The sequence below is a fragment of the Streptosporangium amethystogenes genome, assembly GCF_000721075.1.
GTDB classification, from domain to species: domain Bacteria; phylum Actinomycetota; class Actinomycetes; order Streptosporangiales; family Streptosporangiaceae; genus Streptosporangium; species Streptosporangium amethystogenes.
This window is the reverse complement of the sequence record NZ_JOEQ01000002.1, coordinates 173,989-198,913: the sequence shown is the minus strand read 5'-3', so window position 1 is coordinate 198,913 and position 24,925 is coordinate 173,989. Positions and strand designations below refer to the sequence as shown.

The window sequence follows — 24,925 nt, the reverse complement described above, 5'->3', positions numbered from 1 at the left end:
CGCGAGCGTACGGCGCAGCGAACGAGAAGGTGAGCACGACCCTATGATCGCCGAGTCCATGTACCAGGAGTTGATCCTGGAGCACTACAAACACCCGCAGGGGAGGGGTCTTCGCGACCCGTACGACGCCGAGGTCCACCATGTGAACCCGACGTGCGGCGACGAGATCACCATGCGGGTGAAACTGGGCGACGGCGGCAAGGTCGAGGACGTCTCCTACGATGGGCAGGGCTGTTCCATCAGCCAGGCCGCGGCCTCGGTGCTGCACGAGCTGGCCACCGGCTCGACCGTCGACGACTCGCTCGGCGTCGTGGAGGAGTTCACCCGGCTCATGCAGAGCAGGGGAAAGATCGAGGCGGACGAGGACGTGCTGGGCGATGCCGTGGCCTTCGCCGGGGTCGCGAAGTTCCCCGCCCGGGTGAAGTGCGCGCTACTGGCCTGGATGGCCTACAAGGACGCGGTCGTGAGGAGCACGAAATGAGCAAGGCTGTTGAGACGCCGACCACGGCGTACGACGGGGACACCACCCATGACGAGGTCATGGAGGCCCTCAAGGACGTTGTGGACCCCGAGCTCGGCATCAACGTCGTCGACCTGGGCCTGATCTACGGGCTCCACCTCGACCCCGCTGAGGGGGGCGAGGGGGACACCCTGCCGGTCGCCACCATCGACATGACGCTGACCAGCGCGGCCTGCCCGCTGACCGACGTCATCGAGGACCAGGCGCACTCGGCCCTGGACGGCATGGTCTCCGACGTGAGGATCAACTGGGTCTGGCTCCCGCCGTGGGGCCCGGACAAGATCACCGACGAGGGCCGCGAGCAGCTTCGGATGCTCGGCTTCAACGTCTGAGACGCGGACGCCGGTACGGCTCGCGCCCCCCCGGGTTCGGGCCGTGCCCGATTGTGTGAGAGGATCTCGGAGGCCGGGAAGAAAAGCCCGGCCGGGAGCGTTGGCTCCAATCGACGGACAAGCGGCCGGTTCACGCCGGACGCCCCGACCGAACTCGGCACTGCGAACGCCGGGTATGCTTGATCGTGGTTTGACTGCGTGCGGGTAAGCTAGACCCGCCCCGTGCGGTGCGCCTCGACTTGCACCGCACTACCGCCCCGATGTGGGTGTTGATCAAGCGCGGCCTCAGGCCGCGCGTTCCAGGCTCGTCCTTTCGCAGAAGTGACGTGCCCCGTTCTTCTATCGAAAGGCACGAGTCTTCGTGACCATGCTTGACGCTGTTCTGCCCGAAATCACCGAAATCACCGAAATCTCCCAGGCCCCCGCAGGCACGTCCGAGTTCACCCTTCTCGGTCTGCCGAAGCCGCTGGTGACCGGTCTCTCCCGTGCGGGCATCGACAGTCCCTTCCCCATCCAGCGGGCCACGATCCCCGACATCCTCGCTGGTCACGACGTGCTCGGCCGCGGCCAGACCGGCTCGGGCAAGACGCTCGCCTTCGGCCTGCCCATGATGACCCGCATCGCCGGGGCCAAGGCGCGTCCCGGCCACCCGCTGGCCGTCGTGCTGGTGCCGACCCGCGAGCTCGCCATGCAGGTGACCGACGCGCTGGAGCCCCTCGGCCGCGGCCTGTCGTTGCGGATGAAGACCGTCGTCGGCGGCATGTCCATGGGCCGCCAGATCGAGGCGCTGCGCCGCGGTGTCGAGGTCGTCGTGGCCACCCCCGGCCGCCTGACCGACCTCATGCAGCAGGGTGAGTGCATGCTGGACGAGGTCCAGGTGACGATCCTCGACGAGGCCGACCACATGTGCGACCTCGGCTTCTTCCCGGTCGTCAGCGCGATCCTGCAGCAGACCCCGGCCGACAGCCAGCGCCTGCTCTTCTCCGCGACCCTCGACGGTGACGTGGACAAGCTCGTCCGTCGCTTCCTCACCAACCCGGTGACCCACTCCATGGCCCCGGCCGCCTCCTCGGTCGACACCATGGAGCACCACCTGCTGGAGGTGCACCGCGACGACAAGTTCCCGGTGACCGCCGAGATCGCCAACCGTGAGGGCCGGACCATCATCTTCGTGCGCACCCAGCACGGGGTGGACCGGCTGTGCAAGCAGCTCGCCCAGGTCGGCATCAAGGCCGGCGGCCTGCACGGCGGCAAGCGCCAGAACCAGCGCACCCGCATCCTGGCCGAGTTCAAGGAAGGCACGATCAACGTCCTGGTCTGCACGGACGTCGCAGCCCGCGGCATCCACGTCGACAACATCAGCCTCGTGCTGCACGTCGACCCGCCCCAGGACCACAAGAGCTACCTGCACCGCGGCGGCCGCACCGCCCGCGCCGGGGAGAAGGGCACCGTCATGACGCTGGTGCTCCCCAACGAGCGCCGCTCCACCGACGCGATGACCCGCCGCGCGGGCATCAAGCCGTTCCGCACCAGGGTCGCCCCGGGCCACCCGCGCCTGGAGGAGTCCGCCGGTGCGCGCACCCCCAGCGGTGAGCCGATCCCGGTCTGGGAGCCCTCGGCTCCGGCCAGCAGGCAGCGCCAGGGGCGCGGCGGCTTCGGCGGCAACGGTGGCGGGCGTGGCCCGCGTCGTTTCCGCTCCGAGCGTCCCGCCCACGGCGAGGGCCAGCCGCCCCGTGAGCGTTCCTTCGGTGACGACTCCCGTGGCGGCGGCCAGTACCGTTCCGAGCGCCCGGCCGGCGGTGGCTTCCGCTCCGAGCGTCCCGCGAGCGGTGGCTACCGCTCCGATCGCGGTGAGCGCCCGGCCGGTGGCGGCTTCCGCTCCGAGCGTCCCGCGAGTGGCGGCTACCGCGGCGGCGAGCGGCGTGAGCCGTTCCGTGCCGACCGTCCGGCCCCGGCCGGTGGCGGCTTCCGCGCCGAGCGTCCCGCGGGCGAGCGTGAGCCCTTCCGCGGTGAGCGTCAGGGCGGCGGTTTCCGCGGCGGCGAGTTCCGCGCCGACGGCCGCGGCTCCGCCCCGCGCGGCGGCAGCCGCTACGGTCGCTGATCATCTCGTAGCACCCTGAAGGGCCGGTACGGCATCCGCCGTGCCGGCCTTTCGTCTGGAACGGCCCGACCCGCCGGGACCGCCGCCGCTCCGTGCTCCGGCCCGGTCCCATGGAAGGGCCGCCGTCACCGGACTCGCCCGGGCGGGGGAGCGGTGCTGCCTCTGGGGGTGAGGCGGGCGGCCTCGTCCTCGTAGGGGCGGGGGCTCTCGCCGGCCACGAGGGCGAGGAGATGGCGGGCGGCGTGGGCGCCGTAGGCGGAGATGTCGCGGCTCAGGGCGGTGAGTGGGGGGCGGACGATCCGGGAGAGGGGTGAGTCGTCCCAGGCGACGATGGACAGGTCGCGAGGCACCTCCAGGCGCAGGTCCTGGGCGGCGGACAGTCCGGCGACGGCCATGATGTCGTTGTCGTAGACGATCGCGGTGGGCCGGGAGGGCGAGCTCAGCAGGCGCCGGGTGGCGCGGGCGCCCTCCTCGCCGGTGTAGTCGGTGTGCACGGTCACCTGCTCGGCGACGCCGTCACAGGCTTCGGCGAAGGCGCGGTCGCGTAGCACGGTGTGGGCCAGGCGCGGCAGCCCGGCGACCCTGGCGATCCTGCGGTGGCCGAGCGCGACGAGATACTCCACGGCCTCGTGGACGGCGCCGCCGTCGTCGGACCACACGGGCAGCAGCGACCCGGTCTCCGACGGATGGCCGATCACCACGGCCGGCAGGCCGAGTGACTCGAACTCGGGGATGCGGGGGTCGCCCACACGCAGGTCGACCAGGATGGCGCCGTCGACGCGGCCCTCACCCCACCAGCGGCGGTAGACCGCGACCTCCTGCCTGTGGTCGGAGACCACCTGCAACATGAGCGCGTACGAGCGGGCCGAGAGCTCGCCCTCGATGCCGCTGATGAGCTCCATGAAGAACGGTTCCACGCCGAGCGTGCGCGCCGGGCGGCACATGGCCAGGCCGACGGTGTGGGATCGCGCGCCGTTCAGGGCGCGGGCCGCGCTGTTGGGGCGCCAGCCGATCTCCTCGGCGATCGCCAGGATCCTGGCCCGGGTGCTCTCCGACACGCCGGGTTGCCCGTTGAGCGCGTACGAGACGGCCCCCTTGGACACCCCGGCTCGTCTGGCGACGTCCGCGATCGTCGGTCGTTTCATGATCTCCTCCGCGATTTTAGCTGAACCGGTCTAGTCGCCTATTGACAGTGCCGACACATGGACTTTACGGTCACGATACTTATCCGGCTCAGCAAACGCATGCGGTCGCGTTGAGTTATTTGGGAGCGCTCCCATGCAGGAGAGGAGAACATAGATGCGGATTCGACGAAGGTTCGCGATCCTCGGGGTGGCGGCCTGCATGGTCGCGGCCGGATGCACGGGAGGGTCGACGACGCCGTCCGCTCCGAGCGAGGCGCCGCAGGGTTCGGGCGCCGCGGCCCCCTCGGCGGGGGCGGGGGCGGCGAACGCCGCGTTCCCCCGCAACGAGACCCTGTACACCAGCGGCACCCAGTGGGGCCCGCCGGCCAACTGGAATCCGTTGCGGACCTGGGACTCGGCCACCGGCACCAAGGGGCTCGTCTACGAGACGCTCTTCCTGTACGACCCCCAGACCGACAAGTTCACACCCTGGCTGGCCGAGAGCGGCACCTGGACGGACGACAAGACCTACGAGCTCAAGCTCAGACAGGGGGTCACCTGGGCCGACGGCAAGCCCTTCACCGCCGATGACGTGGTCTTCACCGTCGAACTCGGCAAGATGAAGACCATTCCCTACGCCAACCTGTGGGACTGGCTGGAGAAGGTCGAGGCGGTCGAGGTGGGCACGGTCAGGTTCACCTTCTCCAAGGCCAATTACCAGCAGTGGGCCAACTGGGTCTACAGCAACGCGATCGTCCCCAAGCACATCTGGGAAGGTCGCTCTGAGGACGAGGTGCTGAACGGCGTCAACGAGAAGCCGGTCGGCACCGGGCCGTACACCTACCACAGCCACGATCAGGACCGCATGGCCTGGGTCAAGCGCGACGGCTGGTGGGCCACCGCGGCGCTGGGCAAGGACGTCAAGCCCAAGTACGTCGTCGACATCGTCAACTCCAGCAACGAGGTGGCGATGGGCCTGCTGCTGCAGAAGGGCCTGGACCTCAGCAACAACTTCCTGCCCGGCGTGGCCAACCTGGTCCAGGGCGACTTCGGTGTCAAGACCTACTACCCGGAGCCGCCGTACATGCTCTCGGCCAACACGGCCTTCCTGGTGCCCAACACCAAGAAGAAGCCGCTGGACGACCCCGCCTTCCGCAAGGCGATCGCCAACTCCATCGACACCAAGAAGATCGTCGAGGGTGTCTACGGCAACCTGGTCAAGGCGGCCGGCCCCACCGGGCTGCTGCCCCAGTGGGACAAGTACGTCGACCAGGCCGTGGTGAGCGAGAAGGGCTTCTCCTTCGACACCAAGAAGGCGAGGAAGCTGCTGGCCGACGCCGGATACAAGGACGGTGACGGCGACGGGTTCGTGGAGAACAAGGACGGCTCCAAGGCCTCGTTGAAGATCATCGTTCCGGCCGGGTGGACCGACTGGATGGAGGCGAGCCGGGTCATCGCCGAGGGGGCCAAGGCGGCCGGGATCGACCTCACCCCCGAGTTCCCCGACTACAACGCGCTGGTCGACCAGCGCGGGTCCGGCAAGTTCGACCTGCTGCTCAACAACGAACGGCAGCTGTCCAACACCCCCTGGATGTACTACGACTACATGTTCCGGCTGCCGATCAACAAGCAGCAGAACACCGTCAACTTCGGCCGCTACGAGAACAAGAAGGTCTGGGACCTGGTCCAGGATCTCGACGGCAAGAAGGCCGACGACGTCGAGGGCATGAAGCAGGTCGCCTCGGAGATCCAGCGGATCCAGCTCGACGATCTGCCGGTGATCCCGCTCTGGTACAACGGCCTGTGGGCGCAGACCAGCAACGCGGTCTGGACCAACTGGTCCTCCTCCGACCCCGCGACGCCCAAGAGCCCGCCGACCATGTGGCGTAACTGGCTGGAGCTGGGCGGGGTGCTGACCCTGACCGAGCTGAAGCCCGTCGGCGGCTGATCCCCCGCGATTCTCGTCCCCTCCCCGCGCGCGGCGCGGGGAGGGGCTCATCTCGCCGATTCGGGAGGATCACGTGCGACGCTATTTCGGCCGGAAGCTGCTCGTGTACGGGCTCACCTTCCTCGTGGCCGTCACGATCAACTGGATGATCCCGCGCTTCATGCCGGGAGACCCGGTGCAGAGCATGCTGGCCAGGGCCAACGTGTCACAGCCCGCCGCCGTCGAGGCGATGCGCGCCCACTACACGAGTCTGTTCGGGCTCGATCTGCCGCTCTGGGAGCAGTACGGCAACTTCTGGGCCGCGCTGTTCCGGGGTGATCTGGGGACCAGCATCTGGCTGTTCCCCACCCCGGTGACCGACGTCATCATCCGGGCGGTGCCGTACACGCTGGCACTGCTCATCCCGTCCATCCTGCTCAGCTGGTGGGCGGGCAACAGGTTCGGCGCCTTCGCCGCCAGGCGCAGGTGGCTGGACAACACCGTGCTGCCGATCGGGTACGTGCTCACCGCGACGCCCTACATGTGGCTGGCGATCCTGCTGGCCTGGGGGCTGGGCATCGTGGCGGGGATCTTCCCCGTCTCCGGCGGCTACAGCTTCGCCATGCGGCCCAACTGGTCGTGGGAGTTCGTCGGCAACCTGGCGCTGCACTGGTTCCTGCCGTTCGTCTCGCTCTTCCTCGTCGCGTTCGGGGGCTGGGCGATCGGCATGCGCAACATGATCATCTATGAGCTGGAGGCCGACTACTCCACCTACCTGTCCTCGCTGGGGGCCTCGCGGCGGCTCATCCGGCGCTACGCCTTCAGGAACGCGGTACTGCCGCAGATCACCGGCCTGGCCCTGCAACTCGGCGTGCTCGTGGCCGGAGCCCTGGTCACCGAGATCGTCTTCTCCTATCCGGGACTCGGCCACCTGATCCTCCAGGCGATCCAGAACCAGGACTTCTTTCTGCTGCAGGGGACCTTCCTGTTCATCGTGGTGGGCGTGCTGGTCGCCAACTTCATCATCGACATCGTCTACGTCCTGGTCGACCCGCGTACCAGGACCGGGATAGGAGGGGAGGCGGCATGACCGGCATCTCCGCGAACCGGCCCGCGGCCGAAGGGGGCGGGGCGTCATGACGGCCGTGCCCACCGGGCGCAACGAGGCTCTGTACTTCGCGCTGCGCAACGGGAAGCTGCTGGCCGGACTGGTCGTGCTGGTCCCGCTGCTCGTCCTGGCCGCCGCCGCCCCGCTGATCGCGGGGGGCGATCCGAACGCCTACGTCGCCACCCCGGCCTCGCCGCCCTCGGCCGAGCGCTGGTTCGGCACCACCATGTTCGGCCAGGACATCTTCGCCCAGTTCGTCTACGGCCTGCGTGTCACCTTCGTCGTGGGGGTGCTCGGCGGCGGGCTGGCCGCGATCATCGGGATGGCGATCGGCTTCACCGCCGGGTACCGGGGCGGCCTGGTCGACGAGGTGCTGAACATGCTCACCAACATCGTTCTGGTCCTGCCCGCGCTGGCGGTGCTGCTGATCGTCAACGCCTACCTCGGGGTCCGCAGCGTCGGCGTGCAGGCGCTCTTCATCGGACTCACCTCCTGGCCGTGGGCGGCCAGGGCCATCAGGGCCCAGACGTTCTCGCTGCGCTCACGTGACTTCGTGGACCTGGCCAAGCTCAGCGGCGTGCGCACCTGGAAGATCATCACCAGGGAGATCGCGCCCAACATGAGCTCGTATCTCTTCATGACCTTCATCCTGCTGTTCGGCGGGTCGATCCTGATCGCCGCCTCGCTGGACTTCATCGGGCTCGGCCCCAGCGAGGGCGTCTCACTCGGCCTGATGCTCAACAACGCGGCCCGCTGGAGCGCCCTGCACCTGGGCATGTGGTGGTGGTTCATCCCGCCGGGAGCCGGGATCACCGCCATCGTCGGCGCCCTGTACGTGATGAACGTCGGCCTGGACGAGGTCTTCAACCCGAAACTGCGGGAGCTGTAGATGACTCTGCGTGTGGACGACCTGAGGGTCCACTACCGGACTCTGCGCGGCGAGGTGAAGGCGCTGGACGGCGTCAGCTTCGGCGTCGGCGACGGCGAGATCCTCGGCCTGGCCGGCGAGTCCGGCTGCGGCAAGACCACCCTCGGCAAGAGCCTGATCAGGATGGACGGCCGGATGCGGCTGGCCGGAGGCACCGTCTCGCTGGACGGTGCGGAACTGCCCATCGGCGACGACCGGCGGATGAACCCCTTCCGCTTCAAGCGGGTGTCGCTCATCCCGCAGTACTCCATGAGCGCGATGAACCCCACCCGCAGGATCGGCAGGATGATCACCGAGCTGCTCGCCTCCCGGGGCGAGAGCGTGGACACGGCCGAGCTGGAACGCCGGCTGGACCTGGTGGAGCTGCCCAGGGACATCCTGGGGCGCTATCCGATCGAGCTGTCCGGCGGGATGAAGCAGCGGATGGTGATGGTCATCTCCACACTGCTCGATCCCTCCCTGCTCATCGCCGACGAGATCACCTCCGCGCTGGACGTGTCGACCCAGAAGGCCGTGGCCAGGACCCTGGTGGAGTTTCGGGACCGAGGCTTCGTGCGCAGCATGATCTTCATCACCCACGACATCTCGCTGACCTACCAGATCGCCGACACGATCATGGTCATGTACGCGGGGAGGCTGGCCGAGAAGGCCCCCGCGAGCGTGATCGTCAGCGAGCCGCGCCACCCGTACACCCGGATGCTCATCTCCTCGCTGCCCGAGGTCGGGGTCCGCCACGCGGAGCGCAGGCTCTCCGGCATCCCTGGCCGGCCGCCCGCGCTGCTCGATCCGCCGCAGGGCTGCCGGTTCCGCGACCGCTGCCCGCTGGCCTTCGACAGGTGCGCCGAGGACCCCCCGCCCATCGAGGTCGCCCCCGGCCACCACGTCGCCTGTTGGAAGGCATGATGCTGAGTCTCGAAGGGGTCACCAAGACCTACCGGGTGGGTGCCTTCGGCACCGCGACCCTCACCGCCGTCGACGACGTGAGCCTTGACCTCGTGCCGGGGGAGGTGGTCTCCCTCATCGGCGAGAGCGGCAGCGGCAAGACGACCCTCGGCAGGACGGTCCTCGGGCTGCTCACCCCGACGCGGGGCAGGATCACCCTCGACGGAGCCCCCGCGCGGCCGGGAAAGGCGTACTACCGGCACGTGCAGGGCGTCTTCCAGGACCCGTTCAGCTGCTACAACCCGGTCTTCAAGGCCGACCGGGTAATAAAGATGATCAAGGACGAGTACTTTCCCGGCGTCGCGGCCTCCGAGTGGGAGGGCAGGATCGAGAAGTCGCTCAAGGACGTCGGCCTCGACCCCGGGCAGGTCCTGGGCCGGTATCCGCACCAGCTCAGCGGTGGCCAGCTGCAGCGCCTGCTGATCGCCAGGGCGCTCCTGCTCGATCTCAGATACCTCGTCGCCGACGAGATCACCAGCATGCTCGACGCCTCCACCAGGATCGACGTCCTCAACCTGCTCGCCGACCTGAAGTCGCGCGGCCTCGGGGTGCTGTTCGTCACCCACGACCTGTCGCTGGGCAACTACATCAGCGAGCGGGCCGTGGTCCTGTACCGGGGGCAGGTGGTGGAGTCCGGTCCCACCGCCGCGGTGTTCGGCAACCCCCTCCACCCGTACACGATCAAGCTGCTGTCGTCGGTGCCGAGGCTCACCGCCCGGTGGGACGGCGGCGATCCCGCAGTCCCCGCCGTGGAGGTCTCAGCGGGGCCCTCCACGCTGGTGGAGGAGGAACCGGGGCACCTCGTCCGGCGGAGCGGCACCACACTGACAAGGAGCGTGAGTTGACGACGGTTAGGGCACTGCACGAGGGCTGGACCCTGCACCAGGTGGATGGCGGGATCTCCGGCGTCCCCGCCACGGTGCCGGGGTGCGTGCACACCGACCTGCTGGCCGCCGGGCTCATCGAGGACCCGTACCTGGACGACAACGAGAACCGGCTGACCTGGATAGGCCGCTCCGACTGGGACTACGAGACGGTCTTCAGCTGGCACGCCGACTCCCACGACCGCGCCGACCTGGTCTGCGAGGGCCTGGACACCATCGCCACGGTCCAGCTCAACGGCGTGCGGGTCGCGGCCACGGCCAACCAGCACCGCTCCTACCGCTTCGCCGTACGGGAGCTGTTGTGCGAGGGCGAGAACACGCTGCGGGTCCGTTTCGCCTCCCCGCAGGCCTACGCCGAGGCGCGCCGGGCCGAGCTGGGGGAGCGGCCCGGCGCCTATGCGGCGCCGTATCAGTTCATCCGTAAGATGGCCTGCAACTTCGGCTGGGACTGGGGTCCGGCGGTGGTGACCTCCGGTATCTGGCGGCCGATCGGGTTGCATTCGTGGAGCGGGGCCAGGCTGGCGTCGGTGCGGCCGCTGGTGAGCGGGGACGGGCGCGTCGAGGTGCACGTCACGGTCGAGCGCGCCACGGACGTCCCGGTGACCGTGGCGGCCTCGGTCGCGGGCCTCGAGCGCGAGGTGCGGCTGGCCGCCGGCGAGTGCGAGGCGGTCCTGGAGCTGCGGGTGGAGGACCCCCGGCTGTGGTGGCCGCGCGGCTACGGCGCGCAGGACCGCTACGAGCTGGTGGTACGCCTCGGTGAGGACACCTGGACGGGCCGGATCGGTTTTCGCGACGTGCGCCTGGACCGCACCGGCGAGGGGTTCACCGTCGTCGTCAACGACGTGCCGCTCTTCGTACGCGGCGTCAACTGGATCCCTGAGGACTGCTTCCCGGCCAGGGTCACCCGCGAGCGGCTGGCCGAACGCCTCGGCCAGGCCATCGGCGCGAACGTCAACCTGCTGCGGGTCTGGGGCGGCGGCCTGTACGAGAGCGAGGACTTCTACGACCTGGCCGACGAACTCGGCCTGCTCGTCTGGCAGGACTTCCCGTTCGCCTGCGCCGCCTATCCGGAGGAGGAGCCGTTCGCGAGCGAGGTGGAGGCCGAGGCACGCCAGAACGTCACCCGGCTGTCCTGGCGCCCCTGCCTGGTGCTGTGGTGCGGCAACAACGAGAACCTCGAAGGGCACGCCGACTGGGGGTGGCGCGAGGAGCTGGGGGAGCGGAGCTGGGGGGCGGGCTTCTACTACGACCTGCTGCCCTCGGTGCTGGCCGAACTGGACCCCACCCGCCCCTACTGGCCGGGCAGTCCGTACTCCGGCGGCCCCGAGCTGCCGCCCAACGACCCCGCGCGCGGCACCGTCCACATCTGGGACGTGTGGAACCGCGAGGACTACACCCGCTACGGCGACTACCGCCCCCGCTTCGTGGCCGAGTTCGGCTTCCAGGGGCCGCCCGCCCACGCCACGCTGCGCGGGGCGGTCTGCGACGATCCGCTCACGCCCACCTCGCCGGGGGTGTTGCACCACCAGAAGGCGCACGAGGGCAACGCCAAGCTGCTGCGCGGCCTCGGTGACCACCTGCCCCGGCCGCAGACCTTCGACGACTGGCACTATCTGACCCAGCTCAACCAGGCCAGGGCGGTGGCTTTCGGCATCGAGCGTTTCCGCTCCCTGGCGCCGTACTGCGCGGGCACGATCGTCTGGCAGCTCAACGACTGCTGGCCGGTCACCTCCTGGTCGGCCGTCGACGGCGCCGGGCGGCGCAAACCCCTGTGGTACGCGCTGCGCCGCGTCTACGCCGACCGCCTGCTCACCGTCTGCGACGGCGTCGTGGCCGTGATCAACGACGGCCCGGAGCCGTGGGCGGGCGAGCTGGAGGCGTTGCGGCTCGGCCTGGCAGGAGAGCCGCTGGCCAAGGAGACGGCTGCCATCGAGGTGGCACCCCGCTCGGTGGCCAGGGTCGCTCTGCCGGAGTCGGTGGCCGTACCCGGGGACCCGTCCGCCGAGCTGCTCTCGGTGCGGCTGGGCGAGCACCGGGCGCTCCGCTTCTTCGCCGAGGACCCTCAGGTCGCCTTCCCGGTGGCCGCCTACGACACCGAGGTCGTCCCCGCGGGGGACGGCCTGGACGTCACCGTCACCGCCCGCACCCTGCTGCGTGAGCTGGCCCTGTTCCCCGACCGCCTGGATCCGGCCTCCTCGGTGGACGACATGCTGCTGACCCTGCTTCCCGGCGAGAGCGTCACCCTGCACGTGACGGGCTCGCCCGATCCGGCCGCCCTCGTCACTCGCCCGGTGCTGCGCTGCGTCAACGAGTCAGCTTCTCAGCCCTGAAGGGCTGAGCTTGCAGCTCCTCGCCGTCGGTGGCTTCGACGGTCTGGTCCGCGTCAGGCAGCGTGACTCACTGCCCAGCTTGTGACACCGCGTGAGGCGATGTCACGAGCCGCGTTGACGTCGGCGTGCTCAGCGAAGCCGCACGACGTACAGGAGAAGGTTGCCTGGTCGGGCCGGTTCTTCTTGTCGATGTGCCCGCAGGATGAGCAGGCTTGCGAGGTGTAGGCCGGGTCCACGTGTACCAGAGCGACACCGGCACGGGCCGCCTTGTAGGCGACGAGTTGGCCGAGCTGGTGGAAGCTCCACGAATGCAACGTGACCCGCTGGGGCTTGCGGAGCCGTACCCGGTCACGGATGCCCTGGAGATCTTCTAGGGCGATGCCTTGCCCGGTGCGTGTCGCCTCGGTCACGATGCGTTTGGCGATGGTGTGGTTGGTGTCGGCGGCGAAGCGCGCTTCTTTGCGGCGGCGTTTCTTCAGCAGCCGTTTCGCGGACTTGGTCTGCTTGGCCTGCAGGCGGCGGCGCAGCTCGCGGTGGCGGTGGCGGACCGCGTTCAGGCCCTTGCCGCTGTGGCGACCCCCGCCACTGGTGGTCGCGATGTTGGCGATCCCCAGGTCCACCCCCAGGAATCCGTTCGGGGTGGCGACCGGCCGGTCGCCAATGTCGCAGGTGGCGATGAGGAACCACATGCCATCGCGGTACAGCAGGTCCGATTCGCCCTTGCGGTAGGCGGCCAGCGTCTTGAGCTGATCGGCCGAGGCGGTGAAGGCCACGCTCTTCATCCGCCCGGCGATCGTCCAGATCGACACCGTCCGCGCGTCCATCTGCCAGGACAGGCAGCGGTCGTCGAACGGGTGGGCCGCGCCGGGGCGAAAGAGGATCGGCTTGGCCAAGACCCGCTCGCGCCGCGCGGAGCCAGGCCTGCCCACGTTGCCGTTGCCGACATTGGCGTGCAGCGTGGCGTAGGCGTCGGCGACCTTCTTGACGACATGCTGCGCGGCCTGAGCCGCCAGCCCGTAGTCGTCCTTGATCTGCCCGTAGACGTGCCTGCGCAGGTCGTAATTGCGAAACACCCGCCGGTGATGGGCGAGCGCTGAGACCCAGGTGGCCGCGGCGTTGACCGCGCGCAGGGTCGCCTCCAGCGCCGCCGCCTGCTCAGGCGCCGGCAGGGGTCTCACCTGCACCACCAGCTTCACCTCGAACACTTTAGCCTTAGGTCCATGTCACCGAGATGGGAACCGAACCCCGACATAAGAAGGGGTCGAAGCGTTGTTTGCGCGCTTGACGCGCATTTGGTCTTCATCCCGAGGTATCGGCGAGGTGTGTTCACCGGCGAGATTCTGCGTCGCTGCGAGGACATCATGATCGAGGTGTGCGACAGTTTCGGGGCCGAACTGGTCGAGTTCAACGGCGAGGAAGATCACGTGCACCTGCTCGTGCACTACCCACCCAAGGTCGCCCTCTCGACGCTGGTGAACAGCCTCAAGGGCGTGTCCGCCCGGCTACTGCGCAAGGAGTATCCGGCACATATCGGTCAGTATCTGTGGGGCGGGCATTTCTGGTCGCCGTCGTACTTCGCCGCCTCCTGCGGCGGCGCACCCCTATCGATCATCAACGAGTACATCGAAGACCAGAGACGCCCGGGCTGAGCTGCTCGACGGTCTACCGGTCACCGCACCGCTCGGGCCTTGGCGGGCCTCCCGCGCTAGCGTTTCCTTTCGGGCGTGAACGCCTGGGGTTCCACGCCAGATCACGCTGAATCCCCGCAGGGCGTCACATGTCCGGCTCCGGACCGTCCGCGGGCCCGGGCGCCGCGGGTCCCGGAGGGGGACCTGCACACGCCGGGGTCGGTGAGCCCGTTAGGCTTGACGCGCACATCCGACGACGCCGAGAGAGATCATGAAGACCTTCGAAGAGCTGTACGCCGAGCTGTCCGACAAGGCGCGCACCCGGCCCGCGGGCTCGGGCACCGTGGCCGCGCTGGACGCCGGAGTCCATGCCATCGGCAAGAAGGTCGTGGAGGAGGCCGCCGAGAGCTGGATGGCGGCCGAGCACGAGTCGAAGGAGCGGGCGGCCGAGGAGATCTCCCAGCTGCTCTACCACGTGCAGGTCCTCATGATCGCCAGGGGGATCGGACTGGACGAGGTCTACAAGCATCTGTGAGCCGGTGCGCCCGGCTCCCGGTCCGGTAGGCAGATCCCGTCCACATGTAAGGAACCCAGTCATGCTCCGTATCGCCGTACCCAACAAGGGCGCCCTCACCGAGGCCGCCCAGACGATGCTCAAGGAAGCCGGATACCGCGCCCGCAAGGACAGCAAGGAGCTCGTGGTCGTCGACCCGGAGAACTCCTGCGAGCTGTTCTTCCTGCGGCCCAAGGACATCGCCGTCTACGTCGGTGAGGGCACCCTGGACGCCGGGATCACCGGCCGTGACATGCTCCACGACTCCGGGGCACAGGTCGAGGAGATCATCCCGCTCGGCTTCGGCCGCTCCACCTTCCGCTTCGCCGCGAACCCGGGGGACTTCGCCTCCGTCGCCGACCTCAAGGGCAGGCGCATCGCCACCTCCTACGCGGGCCTGCTGGAGTCCTACCTGGCCGAACAGGGCGTCGACGCCCGGGTGATCAAGCTGGACGGCGCCGTCGAGACCGCCATCCGGCTGGGCGTGGCCGACGCCGTGGCCGACGTGGTGGAGACCGGCACCACGCTGCGCAACATCGGCCTGGAGGTGTTCGGCGAGCCGATCGCCCGCTCCGAGGGCGTGCTGATCAAGCGAATCGGCGCCGTGGAGGCCCCGGGCCTGCGGCAGCTCGTCCGCCGCCTGCAGGGCGTGCTGATGGCACGTGACTACGTGATGATGGACTACGACATCCGCGCCGAGCGGATCGAGGAGGCCATCGCCCTCACCCCCGGAATGGAGGGCCCCACGGTCTCTCCGCTGCACCGGGAGGGCTGGGTCGCGGTCCGGGCCATGGTCCCGCGCAGGGGGCACCAGCAGGTCATGGACCAGCTCTGGGAGATCGGCGCCAAGGCCATCCTGGTGACCGCCATCTTCGCCTGCCGGATCTGACCCGCCGTCCGTGACCTTCCGTGCCGCGCGGTGTCCGCGTATCTGACAAATGTCATCTCCAAACCCGGAGAAGCGGCACTAAGGATTCCCGCCGGGCGCTCCTAGCGTTGGGGCATGGACGCCATCGCCCTCACAGACGTGAGCAAAAGCTACGGCAACGTGCTCGCCGTCGACGGCCTGAACCTCGCCGTCGAGGCGGGCCGGACCGTCGCCCTGCTCGGCCCCAACGGGGCCGGCAAGTCAACCTCGATCAACATGATGCTCGGCCTGATCCGCCCGAGTGGGGGCCGTGTCGAGATCCTGGGAGGCTCCCCCGACGCGGCCGTCGCCCGGGGCGAGATCGGGGCCATGCTGCAGAGTGGTGAGCTCATCGGCGAGCTCACGGTCAGGGAACTGGTCGACTTCGTCCGGCGGCTCTACCCGGAGCCGCTCGGTCTCGACGAGATCCTGCGGGTGGCCGACCTCACGGAACTGGCGCGGCGACGCGCCGACAAGCTGTCCGGTGGGCAGGCGCAGCGGGTCAGGTTCGCCCTGGCCATCGCGGGCGCGCCCAAACTGCTGGTGCTGGACGAGCCCACCGCGGCCATGGACGTGGAGTCGCGGCTGCGGTTCTGGAAGAGCATGCGCGACTACGCCGCCGAGGGCCGGACGGTCCTGTTCGCCACCCACTACCTGGAGGAGGCCGACGAGAACTCCGACAGGGTCATCGTGATCACCCGGGGCCGGGTCGTGGCCGACGGCACCGCCGCCCAGATCAAGTCGGGGATCAGTGACCAGGTCGTCCGCTTCACCCTGGGCGGGCAGCCGGTCGCGGGGCTGGACGGCCTGCCGGGCGTCTCCGCCGCGGAGATCTCCCAGGACGTCGTCACGCTGCGCACCACCGATCCCGACGCCACCGTGGCGGCCCTGTACCGGGGCACCTCGCTGGAGATCCGCGACCTCAGGATCATCGGCGCCGACCTCGAAGACGCCTTCCTCGCCCTCACCCGGGAGTCCTGATGCCGAACTACGTCAAGATCGAGGTCCTGAGGATGCTGCGCAACAGGCGCTACATCATCTTCGTGGTGGGCTTTCCCGTGGTGTTCTACCTGATCTTCTCCGGTATCTGGGGCGCCCAGACGGATTCCGGCGGGGTACGGGCCGCCGTCGTCCTCATGGTCTCCATGGCCGCGTACGGGGCGATCGCGGCCTGTCTGATGAGCACCGCCGTGCCGTGGGCGCAGGAGCGGCAGTCCGGCTGGCTCCGCCAGCTTCGGGTCACCCCGCTGCCCGGCTGGGCGATCATCGTCACCAAGCTGATCGCCTCGCTGCTGCTGGTGCTGCCGTCCATGGTGCTGGTCTGTCTGGCCGCGGTCCTCACCCAGGGCGTCCGGTTGCCGGTGGGGGAGTGGCTCGTGCTGATCCCGGCCCTGTGGATCGGCGCCGTGCCGTTCGCCGCGCTCGGCCTGCTCCTCGGTTCGCTGCTGCCCGCGGACGCCGCGCAGTCGGCCGCGATGATCAGCACATTCGGGTTGGCGATCCTGGGCGGGCTGTGGTTCCCTGTGGAGATCATGCCCGAGGCCATGAAGAGCGTCGTGCACGCGATGCCCTCCTTCTCCTACGCCGACATCGGCCAGCACCTCGTCGCCGGCGACGCGGCACCGCCGTCCGCCGTGGTGACCGTCGTGGCCTGGGCCGCGGTGCTCGGCACCGCCGCGGTGTTCGCCTACCGCAGGGCACTCGCGCGCGCATGATGCGCGTCTCCGCGCTCACCTTCGGCGGGACGGACGAGCGCCCGTCCCGCCTGCGGCGGCTGTCGGGGATCTCCATCGGCCTGGTCTACCTGTGCTTCCCGGTCCTGGAGATCGTCACCGGTGAGGTGTCCGGGGACAGGGCCGTCTGGGGAGGCACCGGCCTGGCCGTCTTCGTCGCCTTCTACATCGCCACGGTGCTGAGCCCGAGGAACTTCGGCGACCCGACCCGCCTGACGTACTGGCTGCTAGGGGTGACCACGCTCCTGGGGATCGGTCTGGCGGTGGCCTTCGGCGCGGGCTGGCTGACCCTGCCGATCTACCTGGCCGTGGTCTACGGCATGGCGCTGCGTCCCCGGCTCTCGGTGGCCGGTGTTCTCGCGATGGGTCTCGCCGTCGCGCTGATCGGCCTGCTGAAGGAGCACGACCCCGGCACCACCCTGGTGCTCGTCTTCCAGGTCATCACGCTCGGCGTCCTGTTCATGGGGGTGCGCAACACCCGGATGCTGGTGGCGAGGCTCCGCCAGGCGCAGGAGGAGGTGGCGCGGCTGGCCGCGAGTGAGGAGCGGCTGCGCATCGCCAGGGACCTGCACGACCTGCTCGGCCACAGCCTGTCGCTGATCGTGCTGAAGAGCGAGCTGGCCGGGCGGCTGGCGGAGAGCGGCTCGGAACGGACCGTGGCGGAGATCCGCGACATCGAGTCGGTGGCCAGGCAGGCGCTGGTCGAGGTACGCGACGCCGTCACCGGATACCGCCAGCGCGGCCTCTCCGGTGAGCTGGACGGTGCCCGCGCCGCTCTGGAGGCCGCCGGGACGAGGCTGACGATCCGGCTCGCGGGCACCCCGCTGCCGGACGCGCTGGACGAACTGCTGGGCTGGGCGGTGCGGGAGGGGGTCACCAACGTCGTCCGGCACGCGCGGGCGACCCGGTGCGAGATCGAGGTGACCATGGACGAGGAGGTCGCGGCCCTGAGGATCGTGGACGACGGGCGCGGCGCGACCTCGTACGGGCCGGGCAGCGGGCTGACCGGGCTCACCGAGCGGGTGCGGGCGGCCGGTGGCACGATGTCCGCCGGGCCGCAGCCGACCGGCTTCGCCCTCAGGATCACGGTGCCGCATGCGAAGACCCCTTGCCCGCCGGCGACGAGAGGGGTTCGATGATCCGGGTGCTGCTGGTGGAGGATCAGGCGATGGTGCGGGGCGCCCTGGCCTCGCTCCTCGGCCTGGAGCCCGACATCGAGGTGGTGGGAGAGGCCGCCGACGCGGTGGAGGCGCTCGCGGTGGCCCTGCGGACCCGGCCGGACGTCGCGCTGCTGGACGTCGAGATGCCCGGCGACGACGGCATCACCGCCGCCTCGCGGATCCGCGAGGCGCTGCCCGGCTGCCGGATCATGATCCTGACCACCTTCGGCCGCCCCGGCTATCTGCGCAGGGCGATGGAGGCGGGCGCGATGGCCTTCCTGGTCAAGGACAGCCCGGCCCGGGAACTGGCCGCCGCCGTCCGGCGGGTCCGCGGCGGCGAGCGCGTCATCGACCCGGGTCTGGCCGCCGCCGCGCTCAGTGCCGGCCCCAACCCGCTGTCGCCCCGTGAGCGTGACGTCCTGGTCGCCTCCTCGGGCGGTTCCAGCATCGCCGACATCGCCGCACGCCTGCACCTGTCGGAGGGTACGGTCCGCAACTACCTCTCCTCGGCCATCCGCAAGACGCACGCCCGCAACCGCATCGAGGCCGTCGAGCGCGCCCGTACCCAGGGCTGGCTCTGAGCCGGGGTCACGAGGAGAGCGCCGCGGCCTCCTCGGCCTCGATCTGCTCGTTCCACTCGCGCTTGGTGGAGCGCCAGGCCTCGTCGTCGCGGCCCAGGCGCCAGTAGCCCGAGATGGACAGCTGAGACAGCGGGATGCCGCGCTCGGTGCGCAGGTGGCGCCTGAGCTCGCGGACGAAGCCCGCCTCGCCGTGGACGAAGGCGTGCACGGTGCCGTCGGGGAAGTCCAGCTCGCGGACCGCCCGGACGAGCAGCTCACCGAACGGGCCCCCCTTGCGGTGCAGCCAGACGATCTTCACGTCGCCCGGTGAGTCGATGGGCTGCTCCTCCCGGGCGTCCTCGATTTCGATGAAGGCCCAGGCCCGCGCCCCGGCGGGGAGGCGTTCCAGGGAGGCGGCGATGGCCGGCAGCGCGCTCTCGTCCCCCGCGAACAGGTGCCAGTCGGCCTCCGGGTCGGGGGCGTAGGCCCCGCCGGGGCCGAAGAAATAGATCTCCTCACCCGGCTGGACCCGGTCGGCCCACGGTCCGGCGAGGCCGCTGTCACCGTGGTGGACGAAGTCGATCGTCAGCTCGCCCGCCTCGGCGTCCCAGCGGCGGACGGTGTAGGTGCGGGTGGTGGGCCACTGCTCGCGGGGCAGATCGCGGCGGATCGCCTCCATGTCGAACGGCTGCGGGTAGCTCACTCCCGCCGGGGCGAACAGCAGCTTCAGGTAGTGGTCCGTGTACTCGTCCGCGCGGAAACCGGCGAGCCCGGGGCCGCCGAGCACCACCCGGATCATGTGCGGGGTGAGCCGCTCGACCCGCTGGACCCGGCCGCTCGTCACCTTGCGTGCGGCTTTCTCATCTGCCATATGTCGCTCCGGGGAAGTTGAAGTTAGGCGAACCTAACTCGTACCATACGTCACCGAAGAAGAGCGATGGGCTCCGCTCCCCGGCCTGCCGGCTCCGAGTGGTTCACCGGGCCGATGGCCGCTGTTGTGAATCTACATTGTAAAGGCGCTGGCGTCGGCGCGGAGAGCCTCCGGGTGTCCGTGCCTCAGTGCCGCATGGACGCGACCTGGCGGATCAGGTCGGAGACCCGCACGATGCCCATGCAGCGGCCGACCTCGTCGGTGACCACCAGGTCGTCGTAGACGCGCTCGGCGTCGCGGCCCGCCACCTGCATGGCCGCGATGGCGGTGGTCGTCCTGGGGACCGCTCGGGCGGGGTCGGCCAGCCGTCCGGCGGGCTTTCTGCCGTGCAGGGCGTGGCCGAACCGGCCGGAGATCGACAGCAGGAAACGGCTGCGGTCGAGGCTGCCCCTGGGGCGCTGGTACTCGTCGACGAGGACCACGCTGGTGATGGACGGCTCACCGCCGAAGGCGTCGATCGCGGCTTCGGCGGTGGCCTCGTAGGGGAGGGTCACCGCGGGCAGCAGGAACTCCTGGACGCGCGGGCCGAGCGTGAAGCGGGAGGGCTCCTGTTCGACGAGCGGGAGTGGCACGTGCACCCGGCCGGACGGGCCTGGGGCCAGCAGCGGGCCCTGCGCGAGCCGGACCCCCCAGCCGCGGAGTGTGGAGAGTTGCGCCTCGTCGCGCACCCCGGGAGCCAGCACGTGCGCGCCCGCCTTCCTGGCGAGCCGGGCCAGACCCTCGCCGATGGCGGTGCGGCGCGGGTCGCGGGGCACCTGGGCGATCAGATCCGGGGAGATCACCGCCAGGTACGGCGCCGCGTCGGCGAGAAGGTCCAGTGGGATGTGCCCGGTGCCCAGATCGCCCACCGCGATGAGGTAGCCGATGGTGCGCAGGCCGTCCAGGCCGACGATCAGGGCGCGACGCTCGAACTGGGCGAAGTCACCCCGTACGGTGAGGATCACCTCGCGGGGACGCCGCCCGGACGCGCGGAGGGCCTCATGGAGCGGCGCGAGCGCGGCCGTGCCGCCGATCACCGCGGCCGTCGGCAGGGTCAGCACCAGCGGGAGCAGGGTCTCGCCGGCGGCGGCGTCGTGCACGGTCTGGATCGTGGTGGAGATGTTCCCCCGACCCTCGCCTCCCGCCTGGAACGCGATGACGCCTCCGGTGTCGAGGTCGACGACAGGCGTGAGGTTCGCGGGGGCCGCTGTGGGGTCCTGCGGGTCGACGTGCGCTCTGGTCGTCACGTTCAAAAGGATGGGGGTTCCTTTGGCGCCGTAGAAGCAACGTGCAGCGATGTTCACTGATATTTCGCCATTCGTTGGACTTGTCCAGAGCGATCGTGTGTTCCGCGAGGTCAGCCGGTAGTGTCGCGTTTCATGATGTCGCGACCGGCCAAGGGGGGAGGCCGCTGGGTCTCGGTGGCGCCCGAGCGCCTGAACCGCTGGATCGACGGTTTCGTCGACAGGCACGGGCCGCCGCGGGTGACGGCCTCGGCCTCCGCGGTACGCCTTGAGGGCGCGGACGGCGCGGTCGCCGAGTGCCAGGTGCCGTTTCCGCCGCTCGTCCAGGCCGGGGGCGGCCCGCTGGCGCGTCTGGTCACCCACGTGCGCGCCGAGCGCAGGGTCGGGGTGCTGCTGGTGCGGCTGGGTGGACACGCGGCGGGGATCTTCCAGGGATCGGAACTGCTCTCCTCCAAGGTCGGCTCGCGGCCGGTGCACGGGCGCAGCGCGGCGGGCGGCTGGTCACAGCGGCGCTTCGCCCGGCGCAGGGAGAAGCAGGTGGACCAGGCGCACGAGGCGGCGGCCGAGGTGGCGCTGCGCGTCCTGGGGCCGCGGGTGGACGAGTTGGAGGCGGTCGTGCTCGGCGGAGACCGGCGCGCGGTCGACGCATTGCGCTCGGACCGCAGGCTCGCCCCGGTCTTCGCGCTGGAGGCCGAGCCCTTCCTGACGGTCCCCGATCCGAGGCTGGTGGTCCTGCGGGACACCCCCGCCCAGTTCCGTGCGGTCCGCATCAGGGTGAGCGATCCCACCTAATCGAGGGGAGCCGGGGCGTCGCCGCGCCGTACACTGATCGGTATGCGCACTCCCGATTGACCGTCGTCCCGATGAAGGCGAGACGGCCGAGCCGAGAGCCGGGAGACACAGGGCGCGGCGGGTTCGGCCACAGTGAAGTGAGCCTGTGTATTTCCTGCTGGGAGTGTTCTCCAACCATGATCGTAGCTTCTGACATCGAACTGCGGGCCGGGGCCCGCCTGCTCATCGAGGGCGCGTCGTTCCGGGTGAATCCCGGCGACAAGATCGGGCTCGTCGGCCGGAACGGGGCCGGGAAGACCACGCTGACCCGGGTGCTCGCGGGAGAGGGGGCGGCGGCCTCGGGCACGGTCTCCATCAGCGGGGAGGTCGGTTACCTGCCGCAGGACCCGCGCACCGGTGACCTGCACGTGCTCGCCCGCGACCGCATCCTGTCGGCCCGCGGGCTGGACGAGGTGTTGCGTGATCTGCGCGAGGCCGAGTTGGGCATGTCCTCGGCGGACGATCGCACCAGAGACCGCGCCGTGCGCGCCTACGGGCGCCTGGAGGACCGGCTGCATGTGCTGGGCGGGTACGCCGCCGAGTCGGAGGCCGCCTCCATCGCCTCCAGCCTGGGGCTGCCGGACCGGGTGCTCGGCCAGCCGCTGGAGACGCTCTCCGGCGGGCAGCGCAGGCGGGTGGAGCTGGCTCGAATCCTCTTCAGCGGGGCTGAGACTCTCCTTCTTGACGAGCCGACAAACCACCTAGATGCTGACTCAATCGGGTGGCTTCGTGATTTTTTACGATCTCACCAGGGCGGCTTGATCATTATTAGCCACGACGTGGGGCTTCTTGAAGCGACGGTAAACCGCGTCCTGCACCTCGACGCCAACCGCGCGGTGATCGACACCTACAACGTCGGCTGGAAGGCCTATCTGGCCCAGCGGGAGACCGACGAGAAGCGCAGGAGGCGCGAGCGCGCCAACGCCGAGAAGCAGGCCTCCGCCCTGATGTCGCAGGCCGACAAGATGCGTGCCAAGGCCACCAAGGCCAAGGCCGCACAGGACATGCAGCGCCGTGCCGAGCGCCTGCTCTCCGGCCTGGAGGTGGAGCGGCGCGGCGACAAGGTCGCCAAGCTGCGCTTCCCCCAGCCGGCTCCGTGCGGGCGTACCCCGATCATGGCGGAGGGGCTGTCGAAGTCGTACGGCTCCCTGGAGGTCTTCACGGACGTCGACGCCGCCGTGGACAGGGGAAGCAGGGTCGTGATCCTGGGGCTGAACGGCGCGGGGAAGACCACCCTGCTGCGCATCCTGGGGGGCGTCGAGGAGCCCGACACCGGGTCGGTCAAGGCCGGCCACGGGCTCAAGCTGGGCTACTACGCGCAGGAGCACGAGACGATCGACCCCGGCCGCAGCGTGCTGGAGAACATGCGCTCGGCCGGGGGAGAGCTCCCCGACGTGGAGTTGCGCAAGGTTCTGGGCTCGTTCCTGTTCACCGGCGACGACGTGGACAAGCCCGCGGGGGTGCTGTCGGGCGGGGAGAAGACGCGGCTGGCGCTGGCCACGCTGGTGCTGTCGGCGGCCAATGTCCTCCTCCTCGACGAGCCCACGAACAACCTCGATCCGGCCAGCCGGGAGCAGGTTCTTTCGGCATTAAAGTCCTATTCTGGGGCGATTGTGCTCGTCACGCATGATGAGGGTGCTGTAGAGGCTCTACGACCCGATAGGGTGATCTTGCTACCTGACGGAGTTGAAGACGCATGGAGCGACGAATTTTCCGATCTTGTGGCACTTGCCTGATCTTAATTTGAGCGGGTACGGATCTTTTCCCGTGGAGTAGGTAGCCGATCTCGCTGAAATGACTGATCATGGCGTGTGTAACGCTGCGGAAGTCTGGCACTACAGGAGGTACTCGTGGCCGAGACTCTCAAGAAGGGCACCCGGGTTACCGGGGCCGACCGTGAAAAACTGGCCTCCGATCTCAAGAAGCGCTACAGCGCGGGTGAAAGCATCCGTGCTCTGGCCGCTTCGACCGGCAGGTCGTACGGGTTCATCCACCGGATCCTGAGCGAGTCCGGTGTGACTCTGCGCGGGCGCGGTGGCGCCACCCGAGGCAAGTCCAAGCGCTGACTCCGCCTCGGAACGCGCGACCGCAGCCGCTCGTCCCCCATACGCCGAAGCCGTTCCCGCCCGAGCCTGTAGAACCTCATTCTGGAGAGTCGATAGGCTCGGGCGAGGCGGAAACGGAAGGTGGGAGAACGGGCGATGACGGAAGTGGCGTTCGGGGGGAGTGCGGAGGAGATCTCTCTGAAGGAGGTCGGTCTGCGCTACGAGGTGGACGGCGAGATCGCGACGATCACGCTGGACCGTCCGGAGAAGCGGAACGCTCAGACGTTCGCCACCTGGTCGGCTCTGGCTCATATCGGTGACAACCTGCCGCAGCAGGTGAGGGTCGTCGTGATCAGAGGTGAGGGGCCGTCCTTCTCGGCGGGGATCGATCTGAGGATGTTCACCCCGGAGGGGGTGCCAGGGCAGGGGGCGTTCACGTCCCTGGCGACACTCGACGAGACGACTTTCGTCGATCGGGTGACGGCGGCCCAGCGGGGTTTTCTCTGGCTGAGACGTCCCGACATCGTCTCCGTGGCGGCCGTGCAGGGCCACGCGGTCGGTGCGGGGTTCCAGCTGGCGCTCGCCTGTGACCTGCGGGTCCTGGCGGACGACGCCAAACTGTGCATGAAGGAGCCGGCTCTCGGGCTGGTTCCCGACCTGACCGGCACCAAGCCGCTGGTCGAGCTGGTGGGCCTGTCCCGGGCCATTGAGATCTGCCTGACCGCCCGCGTCGTGGGGGCGCAGGAGGCGGCCAGGATCGGCCTGGCCGAACTGGTCGTCGCACCGGGGGAGCTGACGGAGGCCGTGCGCGACCTGACCGCCGCGCTGCTGGCGACCAACCGCGACGCCGCGACGGCGACCAAGCGGCTGCTCCAGGGGGCTTCGGGGCGCACGCTGGAGGAGCAGGCCGCGGCCGAGGCGCGCGAACAGGAGGCGCGCATCAAGGCGCTTTTCGGATAGGTCATCAAGCCTCCGAGCGGCCCGTCGTGTTCGGCGAGGAGACCACCGGGCGGGTGAATCGCCTCCCCGCCACGGCTCCCGGCTGTGAAACGGCCGGGGCCTGGCCGTCGCCTGTCCTGGCGGAGGGAGGCGGGAAACCGCCCTTCTCTCGGGCGAGCCACCGGTGTTCGCTTCAAGCTGACGAGGGAATGGGCGCGC

24 protein-coding genes are annotated in these 24,925 nt (G+C 69.7%); 20 read left to right on the top strand and 4 right to left on the bottom strand.

All coding sequences use genetic code 11. The annotated features are described in order from the left end of the window. Positions 1-43: 43 nt before the first annotated feature. The 3 genes from sufU to IG98_RS0102645 all read left to right on the top strand — a co-directional run bounded on the left by sufU (position 44) and on the right by IG98_RS0102645 (position 2,953). Positions 44-481, top strand: a complete 438-nt coding sequence (sufU, locus tag IG98_RS0102655) for a Fe-S cluster assembly sulfur transfer protein SufU (RefSeq protein WP_030904842.1) — start codon at positions 44-46, stop codon at positions 479-481. After that, positions 478-852 (top strand): metal-sulfur cluster assembly factor, encoded by a 375-nt coding sequence (locus tag IG98_RS0102650; protein ID WP_030904839.1) that lies wholly within the window; start codon positions 478-480, stop codon positions 850-852. The genes sufU and IG98_RS0102650 overlap by 4 nt, the downstream gene beginning before the upstream one ends. Positions 853-1,219: 367 nt before the next feature. Then, positions 1,220-2,953 carry a DEAD/DEAH box helicase gene (locus IG98_RS0102645; protein WP_051751431.1) on the top strand — a complete coding sequence of 578 codons (1,734 nt, stop codon included), beginning with the start codon at positions 1,220-1,222 and terminating at the stop codon, positions 2,951-2,953. A 125-nt stretch (positions 2,954-3,078) separates the two neighbouring features. On the opposite strand, the gene IG98_RS0102640 is transcribed toward IG98_RS0102645, so the two are convergent. Continuing rightward, a complete protein-coding gene (locus tag IG98_RS0102640) occupies positions 3,079-4,098 on the bottom strand; it encodes a LacI family DNA-binding transcriptional regulator (protein ID WP_030904833.1) in 1,020 nt (339 codons plus the stop codon). A 154-nt stretch (positions 4,099-4,252) separates the two neighbouring features. Between IG98_RS0102640 and IG98_RS0102635 the strand changes: the two genes are divergently transcribed. The 6 genes from IG98_RS0102635 (at position 4,253) to IG98_RS0102610 (ending at position 12,196) form a co-directional block, all read left to right on the top strand. Beyond that, complete coding sequence (locus IG98_RS0102635; protein WP_037969212.1) at positions 4,253-6,025, top strand: ABC transporter substrate-binding protein; 1,773 nt, start codon at positions 4,253-4,255, stop codon at positions 6,023-6,025. A gap of 73 nt (positions 6,026-6,098) precedes the next feature. After that, on the top strand, positions 6,099-7,094 hold the full coding sequence (locus IG98_RS0102630) for an ABC transporter permease (RefSeq protein ID WP_030904828.1): 996 nt from the start codon (positions 6,099-6,101) through the stop codon (positions 7,092-7,094). Positions 7,095-7,140: 46 nt separating this feature from the next. Beyond that, positions 7,141-8,001, top strand: a complete 861-nt coding sequence (locus tag IG98_RS0102625; protein WP_037969210.1) for an ABC transporter permease — start codon at positions 7,141-7,143, stop codon at positions 7,999-8,001. After that, complete coding sequence (locus IG98_RS0102620) at positions 8,002-8,943, top strand: ABC transporter ATP-binding protein (RefSeq protein ID WP_030904822.1); 942 nt, start codon at positions 8,002-8,004, stop codon at positions 8,941-8,943. Beyond that, the gene (locus IG98_RS0102615) at positions 8,943-9,827 is read left to right on the top strand and encodes an ABC transporter ATP-binding protein (protein ID WP_030904820.1); all 885 of its coding nucleotides are present in this window, start codon (positions 8,943-8,945) and stop codon (positions 9,825-9,827) included. The genes IG98_RS0102620 and IG98_RS0102615 overlap by 1 nt, the downstream gene beginning before the upstream one ends. Beyond that, complete coding sequence (locus IG98_RS0102610; protein ID WP_030904817.1) at positions 9,824-12,196, top strand: glycoside hydrolase family 2 protein; 2,373 nt, start codon at positions 9,824-9,826, stop codon at positions 12,194-12,196. The genes IG98_RS0102615 and IG98_RS0102610 overlap by 4 nt, the downstream gene beginning before the upstream one ends. A gap of 53 nt (positions 12,197-12,249) precedes the next feature. On the opposite strand, the gene IG98_RS0102605 is transcribed toward IG98_RS0102610, so the two are convergent. Then, the gene (locus IG98_RS0102605; RefSeq protein WP_037969260.1) at positions 12,250-13,392 is read right to left on the bottom strand and encodes an RNA-guided endonuclease InsQ/TnpB family protein; all 1,143 of its coding nucleotides are present in this window, start codon (positions 13,390-13,392) and stop codon (positions 12,250-12,252) included. Between the two features lie 24 nt (positions 13,393-13,416). Between IG98_RS0102605 and tnpA the strand changes: the two genes are divergently transcribed. The 7 genes from tnpA (at position 13,417) to IG98_RS0102570 (ending at position 18,758) form a co-directional block, all read left to right on the top strand. Then, positions 13,417-13,845, top strand: a complete 429-nt coding sequence (gene tnpA, locus IG98_RS0102600; protein WP_084195087.1) for an IS200/IS605 family transposase — start codon at positions 13,417-13,419, stop codon at positions 13,843-13,845. Positions 13,846-14,095: 250 nt separating this feature from the next. After that, positions 14,096-14,359, top strand: a complete 264-nt coding sequence (locus IG98_RS0102595) for a phosphoribosyl-ATP diphosphatase (RefSeq protein WP_030904803.1) — start codon at positions 14,096-14,098, stop codon at positions 14,357-14,359. A gap of 61 nt (positions 14,360-14,420) precedes the next feature. Further along, positions 14,421-15,266, top strand: coding sequence for an ATP phosphoribosyltransferase (gene hisG, locus IG98_RS0102590; RefSeq protein WP_030904801.1), 846 nt, complete (start codon positions 14,421-14,423; stop codon positions 15,264-15,266). 114 nt (positions 15,267-15,380) lie between these two features. After that, positions 15,381-16,265 carry an ABC transporter ATP-binding protein gene (locus IG98_RS0102585; protein WP_030904799.1) on the top strand — a complete coding sequence of 295 codons (885 nt, stop codon included), beginning with the start codon at positions 15,381-15,383 and terminating at the stop codon, positions 16,263-16,265. Next, positions 16,265-16,999, top strand: a complete 735-nt coding sequence (locus IG98_RS0102580; RefSeq protein ID WP_037969208.1) for an ABC transporter permease — start codon at positions 16,265-16,267, stop codon at positions 16,997-16,999. The genes IG98_RS0102585 and IG98_RS0102580 overlap by 1 nt, the downstream gene beginning before the upstream one ends. After that, on the top strand, positions 16,996-18,156 hold the full coding sequence (locus IG98_RS0102575; RefSeq protein ID WP_051751406.1) for a sensor histidine kinase: 1,161 nt from the start codon (positions 16,996-16,998) through the stop codon (positions 18,154-18,156). The genes IG98_RS0102580 and IG98_RS0102575 overlap by 4 nt, the downstream gene beginning before the upstream one ends. Then, complete coding sequence (locus tag IG98_RS0102570) at positions 18,153-18,758, top strand: response regulator transcription factor (protein WP_030904796.1); 606 nt, start codon at positions 18,153-18,155, stop codon at positions 18,756-18,758. The genes IG98_RS0102575 and IG98_RS0102570 overlap by 4 nt, the downstream gene beginning before the upstream one ends. 7 nt (positions 18,759-18,765) lie before the next feature. Here the strand turns inward: IG98_RS0102570 and IG98_RS0102565 are convergent, their stop codons facing one another. Continuing rightward, positions 18,766-19,608: a siderophore-interacting protein gene (locus IG98_RS0102565; RefSeq protein ID WP_030904793.1), complete on the bottom strand. Its 843-nt coding sequence runs from the start codon at positions 19,606-19,608 to the stop codon at positions 18,766-18,768. 185 nt (positions 19,609-19,793) lie between these two features. Then, positions 19,794-20,894 (bottom strand): EAL domain-containing protein, encoded by a 1,101-nt coding sequence (locus IG98_RS0102560; protein ID WP_037969257.1) that lies wholly within the window; start codon positions 20,892-20,894, stop codon positions 19,794-19,796. A gap of 132 nt (positions 20,895-21,026) precedes the next feature. On the opposite strand from IG98_RS0102560, the gene IG98_RS0102555 reads away from it, so the two are divergent. From IG98_RS0102555 to IG98_RS0102540, 4 genes are all read left to right on the top strand, one after another. Further along, entirely contained in the window at positions 21,027-21,683 is a 657-nt protein-coding gene (locus IG98_RS0102555; RefSeq protein WP_030904789.1) for an acVLRF1 family peptidyl-tRNA hydrolase, read from the top strand. Between the two features lie 176 nt (positions 21,684-21,859). Then, positions 21,860-23,458 carry an ABC-F family ATP-binding cassette domain-containing protein gene (locus IG98_RS0102550; RefSeq protein WP_030904787.1) on the top strand — a complete coding sequence of 533 codons (1,599 nt, stop codon included), beginning with the start codon at positions 21,860-21,862 and terminating at the stop codon, positions 23,456-23,458. A gap of 114 nt (positions 23,459-23,572) precedes the next feature. Then, complete coding sequence (locus IG98_RS0102545; protein ID WP_030904785.1) at positions 23,573-23,788, top strand: helix-turn-helix domain-containing protein; 216 nt, start codon at positions 23,573-23,575, stop codon at positions 23,786-23,788. A 135-nt stretch (positions 23,789-23,923) separates the two neighbouring features. Further along, positions 23,924-24,727 carry an enoyl-CoA hydratase/isomerase family protein gene (locus IG98_RS0102540; protein WP_051751404.1) on the top strand — a complete coding sequence of 268 codons (804 nt, stop codon included), beginning with the start codon at positions 23,924-23,926 and terminating at the stop codon, positions 24,725-24,727. Positions 24,728-24,925 lie beyond the last annotated feature (198 nt).

Coding starts and splice junctions, on each gene's coding strand:
- sufU (WP_030904842.1), top strand. CDS start 44: ATGATCGCCGAGTCCATGTACCAGGAGTTGATCCTGGAGCACTACAAA.
- hisG (WP_030904801.1), top strand. CDS start 14,421: ATGCTCCGTATCGCCGTACCCAACAAGGGCGCCCTCACCGAGGCCGCC.
- tnpA (WP_084195087.1), top strand. CDS start 13,417: ATGTCACCGAGATGGGAACCGAACCCCGACATAAGAAGGGGTCGAAGC.
- IG98_RS0102595 (WP_030904803.1), top strand. CDS start 14,096: ATGAAGACCTTCGAAGAGCTGTACGCCGAGCTGTCCGACAAGGCGCGC.
- IG98_RS0102570 (WP_030904796.1), top strand. CDS start 18,153: ATGATCCGGGTGCTGCTGGTGGAGGATCAGGCGATGGTGCGGGGCGCC.
- IG98_RS0102580 (WP_037969208.1), top strand. CDS start 16,265: ATGCCGAACTACGTCAAGATCGAGGTCCTGAGGATGCTGCGCAACAGG.
- IG98_RS0102565 (WP_030904793.1), bottom strand. CDS start 19,608: ATGGCAGATGAGAAAGCCGCACGCAAGGTGACGAGCGGCCGGGTCCAG.
- IG98_RS0102625 (WP_037969210.1), top strand. CDS start 7,141: ATGACGGCCGTGCCCACCGGGCGCAACGAGGCTCTGTACTTCGCGCTG.
- IG98_RS0102640 (WP_030904833.1), bottom strand. CDS start 4,098: ATGAAACGACCGACGATCGCGGACGTCGCCAGACGAGCCGGGGTGTCC.
- IG98_RS0102615 (WP_030904820.1), top strand. CDS start 8,943: ATGCTGAGTCTCGAAGGGGTCACCAAGACCTACCGGGTGGGTGCCTTC.
- IG98_RS0102620 (WP_030904822.1), top strand. CDS start 8,002: ATGACTCTGCGTGTGGACGACCTGAGGGTCCACTACCGGACTCTGCGC.
- IG98_RS0102650 (WP_030904839.1), top strand. CDS start 478: ATGAGCAAGGCTGTTGAGACGCCGACCACGGCGTACGACGGGGACACC.
- IG98_RS0102575 (WP_051751406.1), top strand. CDS start 16,996: ATGATGCGCGTCTCCGCGCTCACCTTCGGCGGGACGGACGAGCGCCCG.
- IG98_RS0102555 (WP_030904789.1), top strand. CDS start 21,027: ATGATGTCGCGACCGGCCAAGGGGGGAGGCCGCTGGGTCTCGGTGGCG.
- IG98_RS0102585 (WP_030904799.1), top strand. CDS start 15,381: ATGGACGCCATCGCCCTCACAGACGTGAGCAAAAGCTACGGCAACGTG.
- IG98_RS0102540 (WP_051751404.1), top strand. CDS start 23,924: ATGACGGAAGTGGCGTTCGGGGGGAGTGCGGAGGAGATCTCTCTGAAG.
- IG98_RS0102635 (WP_037969212.1), top strand. CDS start 4,253: ATGCGGATTCGACGAAGGTTCGCGATCCTCGGGGTGGCGGCCTGCATG.
- IG98_RS0102550 (WP_030904787.1), top strand. CDS start 21,860: ATGATCGTAGCTTCTGACATCGAACTGCGGGCCGGGGCCCGCCTGCTC.
- IG98_RS0102645 (WP_051751431.1), top strand. CDS start 1,220: ATGCTTGACGCTGTTCTGCCCGAAATCACCGAAATCACCGAAATCTCC.